This is a genomic window from Flavobacterium sp. HBTb2-11-1, from assembly GCF_009826975.1.
Taxonomy (GTDB): Bacteria; Bacteroidota; Bacteroidia; order Flavobacteriales; family Flavobacteriaceae; genus Flavobacterium.
This window is the reverse complement of record NZ_WUMO01000002.1, coordinates 343911-363447: the sequence shown is the minus strand read 5'-3', so window position 1 is coordinate 363447 and position 19537 is coordinate 343911. Positions and strand designations below refer to the sequence as shown.

12 protein-coding genes are annotated in these 19537 nt (G+C 34.4%); 8 read left to right on the top strand and 4 right to left on the bottom strand.

The annotated features are described in order from the left end of the window. Positions 1–24 precede the first annotated feature (24 nt). The 3 genes from GR162_RS06580 to GR162_RS06570 all read right to left on the bottom strand — a co-directional run bounded on the left by GR162_RS06580 (position 25) and on the right by GR162_RS06570 (position 3423). Entirely contained in the window at positions 25–840 is an 816-nt protein-coding gene (locus GR162_RS06580) for an oxidoreductase (protein ID WP_160781456.1), read from the bottom strand. Positions 841–1612: 772 nt separating this feature from the next. Then, positions 1613–2614 (bottom strand): NADP-dependent oxidoreductase, encoded by a 1002-nt coding sequence (locus GR162_RS06575; protein WP_160781455.1) that lies wholly within the window; start codon positions 2612–2614, stop codon positions 1613–1615. 5 nt (positions 2615–2619) lie between these two features. Further along, positions 2620–3423, bottom strand: a complete 804-nt coding sequence (locus GR162_RS06570; RefSeq protein WP_160781454.1) for an enoyl-CoA hydratase/isomerase family protein — start codon at positions 3421–3423, stop codon at positions 2620–2622. Positions 3424–3501: 78 nt separating this feature from the next. Between GR162_RS06570 and GR162_RS06565 the strand changes: the two genes are divergently transcribed. The 4 genes from GR162_RS06565 to GR162_RS06550 all read left to right on the top strand — a co-directional run bounded on the left by GR162_RS06565 (position 3502) and on the right by GR162_RS06550 (position 8440). Further along, positions 3502–3939: a helix-turn-helix domain-containing protein gene (locus GR162_RS06565; RefSeq protein ID WP_202393908.1), complete on the top strand. Its 438-nt coding sequence runs from the start codon at positions 3502–3504 to the stop codon at positions 3937–3939. 862 nt (positions 3940–4801) lie between these two features. Beyond that, complete coding sequence (locus GR162_RS06560; RefSeq protein ID WP_160781453.1) at positions 4802–5911, top strand: S41 family peptidase; 1110 nt, start codon at positions 4802–4804, stop codon at positions 5909–5911. Between the two features lie 901 nt (positions 5912–6812). Further along, positions 6813–7136 (top strand): hypothetical protein, encoded by a 324-nt coding sequence (locus GR162_RS06555; protein ID WP_160781452.1) that lies wholly within the window; start codon positions 6813–6815, stop codon positions 7134–7136. Continuing rightward, positions 7136–8440 carry an MBL fold metallo-hydrolase gene (locus GR162_RS06550; RefSeq protein ID WP_160781451.1) on the top strand — a complete coding sequence of 435 codons (1305 nt, stop codon included), beginning with the start codon at positions 7136–7138 and terminating at the stop codon, positions 8438–8440. The genes GR162_RS06555 and GR162_RS06550 overlap by 1 nt, the downstream gene beginning before the upstream one ends. Positions 8441–9193: 753 nt before the next feature. Here GR162_RS06550 and GR162_RS06545 read toward each other — a convergent pair. Beyond that, the gene (locus GR162_RS06545; RefSeq protein ID WP_160781450.1) at positions 9194–13072 is read right to left on the bottom strand and encodes a hypothetical protein; all 3879 of its coding nucleotides are present in this window, start codon (positions 13070–13072) and stop codon (positions 9194–9196) included. Between the two features lie 925 nt (positions 13073–13997). On the opposite strand from GR162_RS06545, the gene GR162_RS06540 reads away from it, so the two are divergent. The 4 genes from GR162_RS06540 to GR162_RS22120 all read left to right on the top strand — a co-directional run bounded on the left by GR162_RS06540 (position 13998) and on the right by GR162_RS22120 (position 19230). Continuing rightward, positions 13998–15164, top strand: coding sequence for a cobyric acid synthase CobQ (locus GR162_RS06540; RefSeq protein WP_160781449.1), 1167 nt, complete (start codon positions 13998–14000; stop codon positions 15162–15164). Next, complete coding sequence (locus GR162_RS06535) at positions 15164–17422, top strand: ThiF family adenylyltransferase (RefSeq protein ID WP_160781448.1); 2259 nt, start codon at positions 15164–15166, stop codon at positions 17420–17422. The genes GR162_RS06540 and GR162_RS06535 overlap by 1 nt, the downstream gene beginning before the upstream one ends. Further along, positions 17415–18734: a patatin-like phospholipase family protein gene (locus GR162_RS06530; RefSeq protein WP_160781447.1), complete on the top strand. Its 1320-nt coding sequence runs from the start codon at positions 17415–17417 to the stop codon at positions 18732–18734. The genes GR162_RS06535 and GR162_RS06530 overlap by 8 nt, the downstream gene beginning before the upstream one ends. A gap of 220 nt (positions 18735–18954) precedes the next feature. Beyond that, a complete protein-coding gene (locus GR162_RS22120; protein WP_202393907.1) occupies positions 18955–19230 on the top strand; it encodes an MBL fold metallo-hydrolase in 276 nt (91 codons plus the stop codon). Positions 19231–19537 lie beyond the last annotated feature (307 nt).

Genomic DNA, 19537 nt, shown 5'->3' with positions numbered 1-19537 from the left:
CGTTTTTATTTTTATGCATAGGTTTTACATTTGGCTCATTACAATTTTATCAAACAGCTTATCTCCCAGATAGGTTCTCATCCAGACCATAGGTTTTGCAAATTTTCCAACCCTGTAACGTGTTTTTGGATTATTGCTGTTCACAATTTTAAGGATAGTGTCAGAAATAACGGATGGATTGGAAGAGCCATTTCCTTCTGCAGACTTTTTGGTTCCTTCAACTATTTTTTCCATCAGATTGGTGTAAGCACTTCTTTTGGAGATTTTTGAGAAGTTGTCCAGCAAAACAGAACCAAATTCAGTTGCAATAAAACCTGGTTCCAAAACCACAACCTTAATGTTGAATGCTTTCAATTCCAATCGCAGACAGTCGCTTAGCCCTTCAACTGCGTGTTTGGAAGCGTGATACCATGCGCCCATTGGAAAGTACATTTTTCCTCCCATTGAAGAGGTATTGATGATTGTCCCTGAATTTGCTTTACGCATATAAGGCACCACTTTTTGGGTTACTGCCGCAATTCCAAAAACATTTACTTCAAATTGTCTTCTGGCTTCATCTAAAGAGACATCTTCTACTGATCCATACAAACCGAAACCGGCGTTATTCCATAAGACATCAATTTTTCCCTCTTTTTGAATAATTGTATTTACGGCAGTTTCTATTTCAGATTCATTTGTAACATCCATTTGAATTGGATATCCTCCCGATGCTTTTAAATCCTGCATCTGATTAATTCGTCTTGCGGCTGTGTAAACTGTATGGCCTTGTCTGATAAGTGCTTTCGCAGTTTCTTTGCCCATACCTGAACTCGCGCCTGTAATTAAGATTATTTTTTTCATTTCTTTCTTCGTTTAAAATTATATGGCAAAATTAGAATGATAATAGAGGTAAGAATTAATACGAATCCATGATAGTTGTATACTTTTCTAATATAAAAGCTTAAGAAGATCCAAGATTTGCATTTTATATTTCTATACTTTGATTTTGGCCTGCAAAATTGTTTTGGGAGGACTGCTAATAAAAGATATAGAATTAATGAAATTGTGATAAGGACGCTATAATTATTTTGGGAATTACTATATTAGTATTAACAAAATTAAGACAAGCTTAAAGAGAAAAAAATCTATATCCTTAACGGGATTTCGAACCATCGTTCAGCTTCGATTAAATCTCTGATAGCGCCACTTTAAGACTGTTTATTTCAAACAGACTAAAAATTTCTTGTGAAAAAATCGAACCACAAATATTAGGCTGTGAAGACTTGAAAAATCTACACATTAGGGCATAAAAAAAGAGACAACTATTTGCTAGTTGTCTCTTTTAGTGACCTTACTGAACAATTTACAAATCATTTTATGAATGATTTAAAGAAATTAGCTTGTTTTTAAGTGAATTTGTAAGATAATGGTCTTTAATTTTAATTCAATTATGGTTTATGTCTTTTTAGGTTCAGATGTTAAAATCGTTAATCAGATAACATTTGATTTTATAAAATTAATTGTGTTCATAAATTTTTGTTGTCAAAAATTCAAAGTATTAGAAGTAAATTTAAATAATAATTAGGAAAACATTTGAATCAATATTTATGAATGATAAATAAAAAATATGTGATTATTTTATTTTCACAACCACTTTTCCCTTTGCATGTCCTTTATCGATATATTCAAAAGCATCGTTGGTCTGCTCAAAAGAAAATACTTTATCCACAACTGGTTTAATTGCTTTAGATTCGAGTAAGCTACCTATTTCTTCGAGTTGTTTTCCGTTCGCCTTCATGAATAAAAAGGAATAATTAATATTTAAATTTTTAGCCCTATTACGAATTTTCAGGCTGGTTAGCCACAGGATAAAACGTATTATTGCTGATGCGCCGATTGATTTTGCAAACTCTGGAGTTGGAGGTCCGGAAATTGAAACAATATTGCCTACCGGTTTTAAAATTGTCAATGATTTTTCAAGTGTTTTAACATCCTGGCTGTTAAGTACCATATCATAGTCTTTAAGAATATTTTCAAAGTTATCCTTTTTATAATCTATAACAATATCAGCTCCAAGTTCTTTCAGCATGTCAAAATTCTTTTCGCTGGCTGTCGTGGCGACAAATGCTCCAAGATGTTTGGCAAACTGAATTGCTATTGTACCAACTCCGCCAGAACCTGCCTGAATAAAAACTTTTTGGCCTTTACCAAGTTTCGCTTTTTCGGCGAAAGCCTGCCATACAGTTAGTCCGACCAATGGAATTGATGCTGCCTGCTCCATTGATATATTTTTAGGTTTTAGTGCCAGATCATTTTCATTCACAGCAATATATTCTGTGAATGAACCGATATGAAAATCGGCTGCTCGTCCATAAATTTGGTCTCCAATTTTAAAGCGACTGACTTTAGAACCGGTTTCCACTACTATTCCTGCAATATCATGACCTAATATTAAAGGTAATTGATAAGGAAGGATTAACTTGAAATCCCCGTTTTTTATTTTTAAGTCCAGCTGGTTGATGCTGGCAGCATGAATTTCCACCAATACCTCATAATCTCCAATTTCAGGTATTTTTACATCGCTGAGTAGTAATTTTTCTTCTTTGCCGTATTTAGGTAAGATATAAGCTTTCATATTTTTTAGATTTTATCAGCAAGATTTAGTTCCAGATCGCCATTTTGCTGGAGTCCTCTTTCAAATAGGTTTTTAATACGACTACGAGCTTCTGGCTCTTCGAGTGAAGCAAAGAATTTAACCTGTGTGTCTAAAATTTCTTCGTTTGAAGGAAGTTTGGCTCTTTGGTTCATAATCTGCTTTATGGCGGCAATTGGTTTTTTGTCAAATGAATCTATGCGCCTTGCAAATTTTTCAACATATTCATCCAGTTCAGTGTCTGGAATTGAGCGGTTTACCCAGCCGTAGAAAGCGGCTGTGTCTGCATCATAATCATTGCCGCTTAAAATAATTTCAAGAGCTCGGCTGCGTCCAGTAAGCAGGTGCAGGCGTTCAAGTCCTCCGCCCCCAGGAAATGAACCGATCCCTATTTCTACCTGAGCCAAGAATGCTTTCTCCCTGCTGGCGAAGCGTAAATCAAATGCTTGTGCAAATTCACTTCCAAGTCCTCTGGCACGGCCACGGATGGAAGCTATGGTTACAAAAGGGGCAAGTTCCAGTCTGCGCGCAATATCTGGCCAGGCTATAGAAAGGCCTGTTTTTCCGGTTCCTTTTGGAAAGTCTCCAACATTCAGCAGTTCGACATGAGCAACAAAAAAGTCTGGATTTTCACTCTCAAAGACTACAACTTTCAGGTTTTCATTTGACTCCAGTTCGTCCATCACAGTCATTAGCTGTTTAGAAAATTCGGTATCAAACATGTTAATAGGAGGATTGTTGAAGCTGATTTTCCAGTATCCATTTGTAATTTTGTGTGTGGTAAAAATCATAGTGTAGTCGTTTTGGTTAATTTTTTGTAATTTTACTTGCAAATTGAAAGTACAAATATAATTAAATTTACTTGCAAAATGCAAGTAGTTAAAATAATAATGAAAGAAATTAAAAAAAGGTCGGGCTGTCCGGTGAGCAGTTCACTGGATTTGTTAGGAGATAAATGGTCACTTTTAATTGTACGTGACCTGATGTATTATAAGAAATGCACCTATGGTGATTTTCTGAAATCGGATGAAAAAATTGCGACTAATATACTTGCTGCAAGATTGTCATCTCTTGAAGACGCAGGCATCATTATAAAGCTGGATCACCCCGAAAGCAAAGTAAAATTTTTATATCAACTCTCTGAGAAGGGTATTGATCTGCTTCCTATATTAATCGAGATGTATATCTGGGGCGAAAAGTATTTTATACTTTCTGAGCATCATATTGAATTTTTAAAAGAGATCAAGAAAGATAAACAGGCTTTTATAGATAAGCTGACCGACAAAATGAAAAAGATGATTGTTTAAAAAGACGCAGCCAAGTAGATGGGAAGGTAGCTAAAATTATTTTGGAATTACTGTATTTAGTATCAAAAAATTACGATAAACCAAAAGAGAAAAAAATCCTATATCCTTAACGGGATTTCGAACCATCGTTCAGCTTCGATTAAATCTCTGATAGCGCTACTTTAAGACTGTTTATTTCAAACAGACTAAGAATTTCCTGTGAAAAAATCGAACCACAAATATTATGCTGTGAAGGCCTGTAAAATCAATATGTTTGGGGATAAAAAAAGAGACAACTATTTGCTAGTTGTCTCCTTAAGTGACCTTACTGAACAATTTACAAACCATTTTATGAATGATTTAAAGAAATTGGCTTATTTTCAAGTGAATTTGTAAGATAATTATTTTGTTTTTTAATTCAATAGTGCTTTGTATGTCCTGTAGAGGTTAAATGCTAAAAATTTTTAAAACACATGTATATTTAAACATGTAGAAGTTTAATAGTTTTTTAAAAGAATTCGAAAATAAAATTTAGTACTGTTAAAGAAACGAGTTGGTTTTTAGTAAAATTATGCAATAAATGAAGATCATTCAAATCAAAATTTGGTGAGGATATTAGAGTTTCCATTTGGCTTTAATCTAATAAGGGCGAAATTTTGTTAGACATTTGATTTATTAATTTCCAGGCAAATAAAAATATTTAATTTAACTCATTAATTGTCGTTCGATTGAGGTTAAAAATTGATTTATTTCTTGGTTTTGTACTTGGAGAATTTGTGGATACCGGAAAAATCTCGCATCTTTAATCCCAAAAATCGTTTAGCGACAGAACGTTAGCATTAATTTTAATCAACACCATCTTAAATTTAATCATTAAAAAAATATGAAAATTTTTAGCTATTTGATTTTGTTAATTTTCACCGCAAATATAACTAACGCTCAAAATCCAATTTCTTATCCCAAAGACACTGCTATTTCAAAACCGGAATTAAATTTTGAAGTGTTATGGCATACTTTCGAAGACAACTATGCCTTCTTTAAGTTAAGGAATATTGACTGGCATGCCGCCTATCAAAAATATAGGCCACTGATAAATGTCAATACTTCTGATGATTCTTTGTATACGGTTTTTTCTCAGATGCTGGCTCCTTTTAATGACAATCATATCAATGTTATCGTTCCAGGAATAAAGCAATTCAAATCCGTGAAACCTTCGCAGTTCGTAAAAGAGTTCCCAACAGATAGTTTACGTAATAAGTTTTGGCAAATGGTAAATTCTTCCTTATCTCAAGAAAAATTTACAGCGCTGCAATACGCAGGTCCTGAATTTAATCATGTACCTCTGTTTGCTTACTCGACTTCAAATGGTATTGGATACCTGCGTTTCAACAGATGCTTCGTTAATCAAGATTCTGATAATGTGCCTGATGCAGTAGTTGCAGGTAAGCTATTGGATACGCTGTTTGCAAGTTTTAAAGATGTGAAATCAATTATTGTAGATGTAAGAGATAATATTGGGGGCAATGATGAATTTGCTTATGAAGTTGCAGGCAGATTTACAGCTAGTAAAGTAATTGGGATGCATAAAAAAACAAGAATAAGAAAGGGAGGATATGAAGATTTTGGGCAGCTTGAAACTTGGTACACTGAGCCTAAAGGTGTTTTTCAATTTACAAAACCTGTAGTAGTCTTAACGAATGACAAAACAGTAAGCGCCGGAGATTTATTTGCTTCGATAATGAGAGAGCTGCCTAATGTAAAAATTGTCGGTTCAAACACACGAGGCATTTACTCAAATATGTATGGCTTTACACTTCCGAATGGGTGGCTTATTTCACTCTCTAATGAACGGTACTACGACAACAAAATGATTTGTTATGAAGGAATCGGCGCACCTGTTGACATTTATGTTCTAAATACTCAAAATGATTTGCTAAACATGAATGATCCAGTATTAGATATGGCTATCAAAGAACTATTAAAACAGAAATAAATCAATTTTCAACCGCAATTGAACAATAATATTTAGTAAAAAAATTACGATAAACCAAAAGAGAAAAAAAATCCTATATCCTTAACGGGATTTCGAACCATCGTTCAGCTTCGATTAAATCTCCGATAGCGCCACTTTAAGACTTTTTATTTCAAACAGACTAAGAATTTCCTATTGAAAAATCTAACCATAGAATGTTAAGTCGTATAGTCTTGAAAAATCTACACATTAGGGCATAAAAAAAAGAGACAACTATTAATTAGTTGTCTCTTTTTGTGACCTCGACGGGACAAATTACAACATCATTTTTGGATGATTTGAAGAGATTGGCTTTCTACATGTAGTGTCTGTCTTTCATTGGCGTCATGAATTTGGTTTGGATGTCCTGAGTAGGATTGATGCAAAAATTGTAAAAACTCAAGAGATTCATCGCATTAAACTGATATATAAATTTACAAAATTTATGGAGGATTTTAAAAGAATGTTTTAAGCTAAGGCAGGATTGTCTTTCTTTGGCTCTATAAATTACTTTATGCGATTTAGATTTTGTGGTACAAAAGTAATGCCTTTCAGATATGTAATCCGTAAACGAAGATTCAATCGTAAAGTTCCTGCGGGACTACAACACTTCAAAAATCATGAGCAAGCATGGCTAATTACATTATTTGAAAGAATATTGATGTGGTTGTCTTCTATAATAATTGTTTGTGGTTTGTTTTTCAGGATTGCTGTTATTTTATTTTGATAATAAAATACTATAATTTTAAAATTACTGAATTTATATATGCCTGCAAAGGCATCTTTTTTTTGTTAAAAACAGGTAATTATACTTGATGACTTTATTTCTCAAAAGGCTTAATTTGCTACTATAATTTAGCATATTTTAAATCAAAAAACAATTATGGATAAAGAGCAATGGCAAAATTTATACAATATTTTAAATCAAATTTATTCTGATTTTTATTTTGCATATTCAACTTCAAAAGATGGTAAAAATAAAAAGATAAGAAGCGATGCAGAAAGACAAGTCGACAGTGCAATTAGACTTGCAGATTATCATATCCGTAAAAACTGGGAAGTATTTGAATTACTAACTGATGGAAAAGAAACAAGTGGATTTGGAAGAGCAATAATTTATGATGAATTTGTTTTACCGAGATATTTTGGTCGGGATTTGAGTGATTTCCTGAATAAAATAAAGGAAAAAATTAAAAGTTTAGACTAATGAAACACATGGAAGCAAAATTTTCTTTTTATAAAGCTGGACAAGGTTCCTTTTATGGCGGACGAATTTGGCAACACGAAAATAATAAAGTTTTTACTGTTGTTTATGACTGTGGTACAAGCTCATTTATTGCAGGAAATAGTCAATCTCTAAATAGTGAAATAAATCATTTTAAACACCTGCAAAATTATTTTGCACATAATAACGAAATTGAATTGCTGTTCATTTCTCATTTAGACTATGATCACGTTTCTGGTTTAAAACGTCTATTAACAGAATTTAATGTAAAAAATGTCATATTACCATATATTGAAAAAGAACATAGAAAGTTCTTTTTTGTTTCGGTTTCTGATAATATTGATCCTCAAAATGATTTATCTGTAGAAGATTATATATTATTTATTGAAAGCCCTATTACATTTATCGGAGAATACAGTAAAGAGACTAAAATATATTTTGTCAAACCTAATGAAAAATTAGAGATTGAATACGAAGGATACGATGCGGAAAATCAATCAGAAAATATTTACTCTAGAGGAAATCTTATCCAAATAGAAGAATTGGAGAATGCACCAAATGTTTTTGTTTATGACAATAATTTGCAATTCTTCATTCAACAAAAATGGGAATTTACAACTTATGTTAAAAGTGTAAATGAATTGGCAATTAGTAATTTGCATAATTGCTTAAAAAAGAAGTTAAAGAAAAAATCAACAGAAAGTTTAACACTTGATGATTTAAAGGAAATTGCAACAAGCAGGAGAAAAGAAGCTCATACATGTTATACTAATCATATAGGCGAAATAAATTCTCATGGGCTTGTACTTTTACACGGTCCAATTAACTATATGCATCTTGAAGGAGGAATTTATTCGGACTGTGAACTGCATCATTTTTATAATGACCGCCATCGTCGTTACTATCATTACGATCGTCCTTCTAGAAATAACAATTCAATAATGTCAGGAACTCTTCTGTTTGGTGACACATCTATAAACCCCGTTAACAACCCAATAGATTTTCCACCAGCATTTAAAAATAAGTTAGTTAATGTTCACATAGTCCAAGTTCCTCATCACGGTTCATCTAAAAATTGGGACTTTGAAAAATTTAAAGAATTAAATATTGGTGATTCTATCAATCGCTGGCATAATCGCGTTTTGAGTGTGTGCAATTTTGGTTATGGTAATACATATGGGCATCCTTCTCATCAAATGTTAAATGACCTGAGGACAACAATTTTTTTGAATACACAGTTTTCAAGACTTAATATAGAATATGACGTTATACACAGGACATCATAGGCGAAATTAAACAATACATTAAGGAATAAAGTGGCTTTAGTGCTAAGAGATATGTTTTGAAATCCTTCGCTTCGTGGACCGATATAGTTAAAGATAGACAGAATGTTTTCTTAAAAAACATTAAAAAAAACATTAAAAAAAACAATAAGAATACTATAATTAAAATATGACATTAGGAGAAAACCCAAGAATAAGACCTGTTGGTGTTTATACATAATCCCCAACTTTTGCACTTGATCCTTTATTTCCTTGTTGCGATATGGAGAAAATAAATCAGAAATTATCAAACTTACTTTATTTAATAGGTATATATTAAAAAATGGCGACAATTGTCTTCAATTGGCGCCATTTGGCTGAGTGACAAAGACAGGGCAAATTACAACATCATTTTTGGATGATTTGAAGAAATTGGCTTTCTATATGTAGTGTCTGTCTTTCATTGGCTATGTAAATTTGGTTTAGATGTCCTGTTGGGGATTAGTGCAAAAAAATATAAAAACTGAATTGGTTTATAGCATTATGATAATATAAATTTATACAATTTTTATGGAGGATTTGAAATGATTGTTATGCTTAAGACAGAAATGTCTTTATTTGGCTCTATGAATTTCTATTTGGAGTTTATCTACTGACGAAAAATTAAGATTAAAGTTAATAATGCATTTTTGCACCCTTTTTTACATCTCATATTTAAAGTGAATAGAAATTATTAAAATTTGCCCTAACTTTTGATGCAAAAAAGTATTAAGTCCACTATTGTAAAAGTGTTGAAAGTTGCTCAACATAGGTGGAATCATTGTTTTCTATTTTTTCGGATTGACTGTTTTTTACCCATATGAAAAAATCATTGGTGGGAGTAAGGTTTAGTCTTTTAAGCTCATCTTCTACGAATCCTATTGTATCAGCAGTTAACTTTTCAAACCATGCTTTTTCGATCGCGTTTTCCAGATTTATTTTTGCTTTATACTTAGAAAACTCCCACAATTTGTTGATAATCTCTGCCTTTACTGCTATTTCGATATTTAGTGAGGCAGTATTTAAAGCTTCTATCTCCGGTAGGATATCTTTAATGTTATCGGCAGGAACTATAGGCAGTGGCAGATAATTATCGAGTTCTTCCATTTCTGATCCATTATAACCATCCCTAATAATCTCGAAAAATCTTTTTGAAAAGCGAAGACCGCCAATAGCCTTTTTACCTTGCACATTTAAAAGCGTAAAAAATGCCGACGGAAAATCAGCCAGAGGATATAGCGCTCTGCATATAAGCTCCATAGCATCCATTCTTTTAAAGTCAAAGTTGACTATTGCTAAAGTTGTGTGTACATGGTATTCGGTTTCTTCAAGTCGTTGAGGAGGTAATATTTGATGGCCAAGAATAAATTGGCCGGCAAGGAGAATATTTTCCAATGTCTTTAATTTAGACTTCTGCTCCTGGCAATACCATTGGTCAACACGATCTTTTCCTTTTTTATGAAACCTATTAATAGGATCATGTGAGTAAAAGTAATTTACGGTTTTAAGTAAGTGGGTATATACTTTATCCTCATTGGCAATTAAGCTGGTTGTATTGAAGTATGCAACAGATAAAGCTTCAATTTTTGCATATGCCCGCTGCATTTCCTGCAGCTTGTAAATTATGGACTTAAGCTGGATGAATGCTAAATTGCGAGCAGCCGGTTCTTTGGGAATAAAGAAGCTCATTAATTGATTGTTTGCATTATTAAGTGATGTGATCCAATCATTCACTGCTTTTTCATCAATAGGCTTATTTTCTCTTCGCAACATATTTCTGCCGAATTTTGGGTAGGACTTCTTGAAATGAATCCGTTCGGAAACATTCTCGCTTATTATCTGGAGAGCTCCAGGTATCACCTGCTGTTGAATAAGATCGCCTTCAATTAGAGCTTCGATGTAACTGTTTATTTTTCGAGCCCATTCAAGGGCAAGACTGCGCAAAGCGAATATTTGGTCCTGCCACTCGTATGCGGAAGTTGAATGGTAATTGGCAATTATTGTTTGTGACCAGATTTGATTATAGCGCACCGCTTCCTGATCGATTAGGACTTTTGGTTTTAGACGCTTGGAAGCATCAGTTTGAACCACCATCACAGCTTGCTGAGATGGGAATGGAAGAATGAGGCCATCGGTATCATATCTACTGTAATAGGGTAGTAATGAATAGGCTGATTCTATTCTGGTAACGCTCTGCTGGTGTGGTTTAAGTGTATTTTCAGGTTTTACTATAAAGCTTATTATAAGGTTGTCTTCATCTCCCTCTTCGACAGAAACGGAGCCCGTTTTTACTTTAATATAACTGAGAATATTTTCTCTATTTTTTTCTATGTAATTCTTAAACTCAACTGGATTAGTCATTTGAAAATATTGATAGATTTCGAGCACATCGCTAAAGGCGGTGTTATCATTCAATCTTAAGAGTTCCTCGTCGAAGGTGAAAAGGAAGTCCAGTTTGAATCCCAAACGATTATACCATTTTGTAAGACTGGAGAGCCCATCGAAGGACGTTATTTTTTTTCTCGAATCCTTCATTCCATTGAAAAGTTCAAGCGCAAAAAAACTTATATCGCTCTCCTTTAGGGAATATCGCGGCAAGTCTTGCAATTTTTCCAAAAGAAAATCAATTTTTGAAGACTGCGCACCCAATATTACTTTTAACTCCTGTAATGTAGTTAAATTAATCTTAGGAATAGTTTGCATAACAAAAAGGTCCAACCCGCCATTTTTAAAAACCTGATCAAATATGTCACGATTATCAAACCAGTACCTTAAGGGCTCAGCATGTGATATCCCGTCTAAGGCCTGGACCATTTCAATTGCTGTGCTGTTTTTTAATTCACCAGCGATACATTTATAAAAATCGTATTTTTCTTCCGGTTTTATAATAAGTACTGCATTTGCAAAAAAATCAGATTTTTGATCAGGTTGTAAAATTTTATATAAATTCAGCAGTGTTTCGCTTTCTGGTATAGTTCGGTGGAGTAGTTCGGTAAGATGGGAGGATCTAACTGGATGAAGTCCTTCAATATAGGTTCTGTTGAAACTTAGGAAATATTCATTTTCTAATTCAGCAAGTGTTTCTCCGCGATCAGAGCTAAAACCTACAGTATCGGCAATGTGTTTAAGAAGTGCCTTGCTGGACACCTGAAGATTGATGCAGTTTGCCATTGAAACAAGCCTTAGAATTTCAAATTTTGAAATGCCTGAAGCGGTCTGATTGATTGTTTTGAGCTGGTTTTCCAATCTCTCTCTAATCATTTCGCCTCTTGTAAGCAGAAAGGTGTATTCTATGAGTAATCCATTTTCACGAACCAGTTCGTAGGCAGGCTGCCAGGCAGTGATATCCTGATGAAGCTTCTGTGTTTTTTCAAACTGCTCAAAAATGCTTTTGGCTTCGTCCAATGATAAACTAATATCTACAAGGTTTACTTTAATTCTTGATATATCGCCTCCGTAACGGAACCAGTCCTCCTGTCTGGCAGTGACAAGAAATTTTATTCCCTTTTGGCCCACTTTTTCAACTACCAAGCCCCATTTTTCTGTTGTTGAATTCAGACCGTCAATAATAACAATTGGATCCTGTCCTATATAAAGTCGAGTCTCTAAAAAATCTGCTATTGCATTTGCTTCCTCCCAATTTCGACAGACGTTTACCTGATAGATTGCATTGTTCTTAGATAGTTCCAGCCCAATCTGCCAAGCCAATGTTGATTTGCCCTGTCCGCTGGAAGAACGGATAATGGTTACATTAGAATTTGACATAGATTCAGAGATGGTTTCTTCCCATTTTTTGCGTCTGGCGGGAAGACAGGCTGCAACATGATATGGCTGCGCGGCTTTACCTTCGAAATAGTCAAAAGTGTTTTCTGCTGTGCTGTAAAAATCTACTTCATGGATATAATTGTTTGCAACTGCAGGATTAACTGCTGCCTTGGAATGCTGGTCTTTGATTTCTGCAAACAGTTTAATTACGTCTATATGAGTAATGGTGTTTCTGTTTTTGGACCAATCAAGAACATGATAGAATAAGCTTTTAAAATACTGCATTTCTGTTCCCTTTGTAATATCCCATTTTTCAAAAAGGAGTTTTGTGCATAAAATGGATAGTTCTTGCTCGCTTTGATGCTCATAAGAAATACTGTTAAAAAAAGAAAGTATATCAAACTCGGAGCTGGTATGTCTGGATAATTTCTGTTTCCAAAAATATAGATTCCTATTATCAAGGTTATGCTGTATTAGATTTTTTAGCTGCCCGTCAGAAATTTTCATATTGTAAACCAGTCTGAATTTGCTTGAAGGATCAAGAAGATATACATTTAAAAAATTCTGCAGGATTCCTAAATTCCAGAAATTACCAGCATCCATTTTATTTACTGATGTTTTTAATTGTATGTATAAGTTGTCGGAACAGACAATTTTATTGGAGATTAGATCTAGGTCTTCAATGCCTTCCAGTCTAACATGGTTACTGCTTTCTCCGGATGACAGTTTATCAAGAATGACAGAACAAGCATACAAAGTTTGATACTGTATTCCCCTAATGTTAATTGCTCCGCCATTTCTTCTTTTTAGAAGATCATTTAAAAGTTCAGGAATTTCTTTGGTTACTGACATATTGAATTTAAAAATGTTATACTTTGGTTACTAATATAGATAGAAAATTTCATTCAATAGTGCACAAGGCGATCTAGTTGTGTAAGCTGACGCAGAAGGAGAAAGAGAGGTACGTTTTTAATTTTATGAAGTGCTGCTGAGTTTGTATAAGTATTTCAGTTGCCATTTTGTCCATTTCGAAATTGAATGTTATTATTCCAATCAATTTATAAATATGATAGATTGGAATGTTCATGTATCTGGGCGTAATTTTCGACAGTTATTTTGCTGCTTCACTTTAAACCTTAAAAAAGCGGTAAAAATGAATAAGAAGGTACCGGTTTTTAGACAATGTCTAGAAATAAAAGGATAGAAAAAAGTACTATTTAGATTTTAACTTTAAATAATCTACACGTTATGTCATGATAATTGACATTGTGGCGTATATTTTTATGGAAATCCGTAATATTAATGACATTATGTCACGGTTTTTATAAAATGTGTGTCATGGATATTTAGAAATAATTTATACATTTTATCGATAAAGATTAGCACTTTGTCGAATTTTGTTGTTAAAAACGATAAATATTAAGACAATTTAACAGATATTAACGAATCTGGCACCCTTTTGGAGTAAGTGAAAGAGTCCTGTGAACGCCAATCCTAAGGACTCTTATTCTTGCTAAAGTAATTCTTGTAGAAGTAAAGCTTTACTTTTAATTTAAAGGTGCAAAACTATTTTATTTTTTTTCTCCTGCAAATTTTTTTTATGTGCTTCTCGGTCTAAATCCCAATACCGACTAATAAACTTGGGCAATTTCTAAAAAAAAGTATATGACGAAGAAGAAAAATGTTGTTTTACCGAACTTAACCTATTTAAAATTACTAAGATTAACTGAAAATCCTATTTTTCAGATTGTTTTAATCATGAAAGGAGGATTACAATATGAGTAGTGCTCTTAAAAATTCAATTACATATTTTCCTGTTTGCAATGGAGACCAGTCCCTTATTACGCTGGAAGATGGAACAAGAATACTTATCGACTGTAATATTAGAGAGTCCGCAAAGGAAGATGATCAATTATGTGATGTTCATACAGAACTATTGGAATCTATAAAGAAAGATTCTGATGGCATTCCGTATTTGGACGTTTTTATTCTTACCCATGGCGATCATGACCATTGCCGTGGATTTAAAAAGAATTTCTACACGGGAGCTCCGGGAGATTATTCGAAGGCAGATAAAGACAAAAATCTTATCAGAGTTGATGCTATGTGGTTCTCGCCAATGATTGCTGAGCAGTACAGTAATGAGGATGAAGATGCTTACCAGCAAGAGGCGGAACGGAGATTAGAACTGCATAGAAAAGGAGATCTAAAAAAGGACCTTCCTGGAAACAGGATTCGAATAATCGGTTATGACGGAAGTAAAAAATATGATGATTTGGATGATCTGCGTTCAAAACCTGGTGAGGTAGTCGTTAGCTTTAATGACAGGGTGCAGGATAAGTTTTCAATTTTTATTCATGCTCCATTCAAAATTCATTTAGATTCTCCTGAAAAAGATAAAAATTCGGCAAGTATTGTTTTTCAGGCAAGATTCAAAGAAAATTCTTGGGATACGGTATTTTCGTGTCAGGCCATTTTTGGAGGTGATTCCGATCATAGTACCTGGAAACAGATAATTGATAGAACCACTAGATATGGAAATGATAAAACGGAAAAAGCATTGGATTGGGATTTGTTTATGGCTCCTCATCACTGCTCTTGGACATTTTTCAATGATACTGACAAAGACGAGGTAATTGAGACCTCTCTGGAGGCACTTGATTATGCAAAACCAGGAGCTTTTGTTATTGCTTCCAGTAAAAAAATCGTAAACAATGATGATAATCCGCCGTATTATGATGCAAAGGTTGAGTATATTAAAAAAATTGAATCAAAGGAAAAATTTCTAAATACGGCTGTTGAGCCTAAAGAATCAAAACCGGAACCAATTGTTTTCGAAATCACTAAAAATGGTCCTGCAAGGGCTTTTAAGCAAAAAATTTCTGGAGCAGCTACTTCTGCCGGAGGAAGCGGTGCTGCGTCATCGATAATTTCTCAGGGCTGATGCAGTATAGTATCCATTTAGAAGCATACAGCGGGCAGCTGAGTGCTAAAACTGCTGAAGCAGTAGAACAGGTCAAAGCGTATTTTAACGATCCCTCTCTACAGGTATTTGTCTGGGATGAGCATCACATTGTAATTGCGGCAAGTTATAATGTTTCCCTTCCTGCACGCGGTTCTATAGATAATAATATATTAGCTGTCGAACCAATACTGGTAAAGATAGCTTTGCATAGATATCCAGAGGCTGCACCGTTGATTATGTCTGACAGAAAGACATTTCCTAAAAGCAGGCTCCCTCATCTGTATTATTCAGATGAAGGGAAACCGGCTGTATTGTGTTTGGTTCGCGGAAGTTTGAACGAGTGGTTTGCAACTAAGACCATTGGAGATTTGCTAATAATTGCGGCTCAATGGTTTTTCAAGGCAGCGACTGGAACCCTTGTAACAGACAATAACGAGTTTGATCCCGTTCGTCTGAATACATCACTGGGAAAACATGTTTTCAAATATGAGACTTTCAGAGATATAGTGAGTGAGAATCGAAGATTTGTAGACAGTTACCCACTGGCGCTTATTTTAAGTTCCGCTTATACTGGAGAAGCAGAAAATGAGAGGGCTTTCAAATCAATTTCGGACATCCCCTTTATCAGTCTTGACAAATTTAGGGAGGCAATATCAAAAGTCGAAAATAAAAGCAGGGATCATAACAGTAAAGTACTTCCATTTTATTCTCTTTTGATATGGGATCCTGATCAGAATGAAGAACCGGCATATTTTACAAATCTGCCGGCTAATTATGGGGAACTGAAAGGGTTTTTAAAGATTAGAGGAATTGATATTGCTGAAATGTTATCAGCTTTAAAAGCGGGTAATGTGCCTTTGAGATCACTTCTAGTGATGACTCATGCAATTAAGAGACCTTATAAAGTGATTGGGTATGAGGGAACTTATGAATTCTTTACCTACACTCTCATCTTAAACGATGATTTTAGCGGATTGGTTAATGATGAGGAAGGGGTTTGTATTTCCTCCCATTCCCAGCCTTTTACGGCAGAGCTGGCATCATCATTAAGTAATGAAACAAGATTGGCAGAAACTTTATATGTTGGAGCAGGTTCACTGGGATCGAAAATAATTATGCACGATGCCCGCTCCGGTAAAAATGTACTTGGTGTTGTTGATCATGATAGTTTCCAGCAGCATAATATTGGAAGACATGTCTTATTTTCAAATCATGTGGGCCGAAAAAAATCGCAAGCTGTTGTTGAGGAAATAAAAGCATTTTATGAACTTGATGCAACAAATAATTTTGTTTTTTTTGATAGGCCGATATCTTTTGTTAAAAACGAAGAGGTTGCAAAGTATAAACTGATAGTAGATTCAACGGCCAGCCCTGGTGTGATGCATAATCTCATTGAGAGGCAGGATGTAATAAATGCTCGTTACGCTAAATGTGAAATTGTTGATGGCGGTGAGATTGGATTATTATACTTACAAGGTTCAGCCAATAACCCGAGAATGGATGATCTTATCTATTTGGCCTGTTATTTAGCAGTTGAGAATTCAGAGTTGGCATATTGGCGGATAGGAGATGCAGATAGAGAGCAGGATGTTTTAGATATCGGGATGGGATGCAGTTCGGTTACCAATGTAATGGCTGATGATTTAATAAGCTTCCATGGCGCCGCATTCTCGCAAGTTCTTGCAGCTTACCCTTTTGAGGATTTTTTGAAAAGTGGATTTATTTATCTAAATGTTTTCAGGAAATCTGCGGATAATTTTCCAAAGATTTCGAATAAGAGGTATTGTGTGGAACCGTTTGAAGTTTACGAAAGTAAAAATGATAGCTTTTGGACGTTAAGATTTTTGTCGGGTCTCAGCAGGAAACTGCTGGATCTCTGCAATTCACATGTGCCCAATGAAACTGGCGGCATACTGATTGGTATTGCGAGTTACAAAACAAAAACGCTGCATATCTATGATGTAATTGAGCAGCCGGCTGACAGCACGAGTTCTCCTGTGGCTTTTAACCGCGGTATTGAAGGTCTTGCAAATCTGGTTGATGATATAAAGTACCAGACAGGGCAGGTTATCGGCTACGTAGGGGAGTGGCATACACATCCAATGAATTTGGAAACATTAAGCGGTCAGGATATGGTTTCCATTGAGAAACTGCAGGCGATAAACAAGCAGATTCCAATTCCTACCTGTGCTGTAATTGTAACAAAAAATAAAATAATACCTTTTGTATATGATTAAAATAAAAGATAGAAAATTTAAGATTGGATTATCATTGTCGGGAGGCGGATACAGGGCTGCTATTTATCATCTTGGAACATTACGAAAGTTACGTGAAATGGGAATTCTTGAAAAAGTGGATGTAATTTCTACTATTTCTGGGGGATCAATTACTGGGGCCTGTTACGGATTGAAAGGTGAAAATTTTGAAGATTTTGAAAAGTGTTTAAAAGCCATCGTACAAAAAAGCATAATTAAAGGAATCTTGCTTTCCTTTAGGTTTATCTGCATAGCTTTCTTTTTGATTTCCATAGTTTTGTTATCGCTATATTTATTATTTACACGTTTCGCGTGGGTGTCGACTCTTCTTCTGATTGCTATGATATGCTGCGTGCTTATTTTTCAGTTTAAAATATTTCCGGTCAGTACTATTATTAACAGACTTTATTCTAAATGGTTTTTTGAAGGAAAGGCTTTGAAAGATTTTAATCCAACGCCGCTAATAGCGATAAATGCAACCAATCTTGAAACAGGGAGACCCTTTACTTTTTCTAAAAACAAAATGAGTGATTCATTGTATGAGCATCCGGGAAAAGGGCATAAATCGATAAAATTTAAACCTGAACAATTTCCCATTTCTCTTGCAGTGGCTGCTTCTACCTGTGTTCCGTTTGCATTTACACCGATATTTATTGATAAAAAATATTTTCAAGATGAAAGTGATTTTGAAAGCATTAGACCCTGTTTAGTAGATGGAGGAGTCTATGATAATCAGGGTGTGCATAAGCTGACACAAAAAAATAGTTCATATGAATGTGATGTAATAATTGTTAGTGATGCCGGAAACATGATGCCAAAGATAAGTTCCTTCAATAATGTGCTGCAGCTTCTTATGAGAACCAGTGAAATTTTCATGAACAGAATAAAAAACTATCAGATGATCCAGCATGTATACGACAATTATAGATTTAATCAAAAGTCAATAGCTTATCAGTCCCTTGGATGGGACTTAGAAAGCTGCCTTGATGGATTTATGGATAATTTAAAAAAGGGAGCAGTTTTAAAGGAAGTCGCAGAACTGCATGGGATATCCCAGGTTGAAATTGACAGTGAGAAATGGGATGTAATCCAGGAACGTTTGATGCGTAGCATCAAATATGCTGAAATTATTACACAAAAACCCACGGATGCTGAATTGACAACCGCAAGAGGTGTAAAGACAAACCTGACAAAGCTTGAGATCAAGCAGATAGACGCTTTGGTTAAACATGCCGAATGTATTACTGAGCTTCAGGTAAAATTGTATGCCCCAATTTTAATAGCTTCAGAATAAAAAACAAGTAATCGGTTCAGTATTTTCAATGAATTTAGATATGTAATGTTCAATAAAGTAAGAGGGTATTGTTTTTTACAGATATAAATTGATGGTATGGATTTGAAAACAAATGAAACAGCGATGTATAAACCCGTATAGCAAAGGGAAATTCAACAGGTTTATACAATAGCAAAACGTAAACTTAATATTAATCTTTTACTTTTTAAATCTTAAAGATATGGGAAACTTAAAAGTACGTGTATGGGACGTGAAGCATGGAAATGCAATTTTTGTAAGAACACCAAATAATAAAAATCTGGTTTATGATCTGGGTAGAGGAGATTACTCTGAGAACAGTGAGGACCGCAGTCCATTAGAAACCTTGTATGGCCATTACAAAATTAGAGATATTCATTATCTAGTTATTACCCATCCGCATCGTGATCATATTGATGACATTCTCAACTTAGATAAATTTAACCTTGTCTCTCTGCACAGGCCCGTGTTACCATAATTTCAGACGGTTCTTTGTGTGACACGAGTGCTAATGCCAAATATTCCTCAATGTCAAGAGGGTGGAGGGTGCATCAAAAGGGACAGAAGGTTAAAAGAAATTTATTGACAACTAATTCCGATGGTGAAATCTATATTGATTTTGGCAGGAATCAAGAAGGAAAATATTTGCAGATTGAAATAAAATAATATTGTTTCTAAAATTCGATAAAATCTAATCTAACTTTATTTATCACAATAAAAATTGAAGATGGCTGTATATAATTAAAAAGAAGGCTTTTAGCCTTCTTTTTAATTATATACCAGAT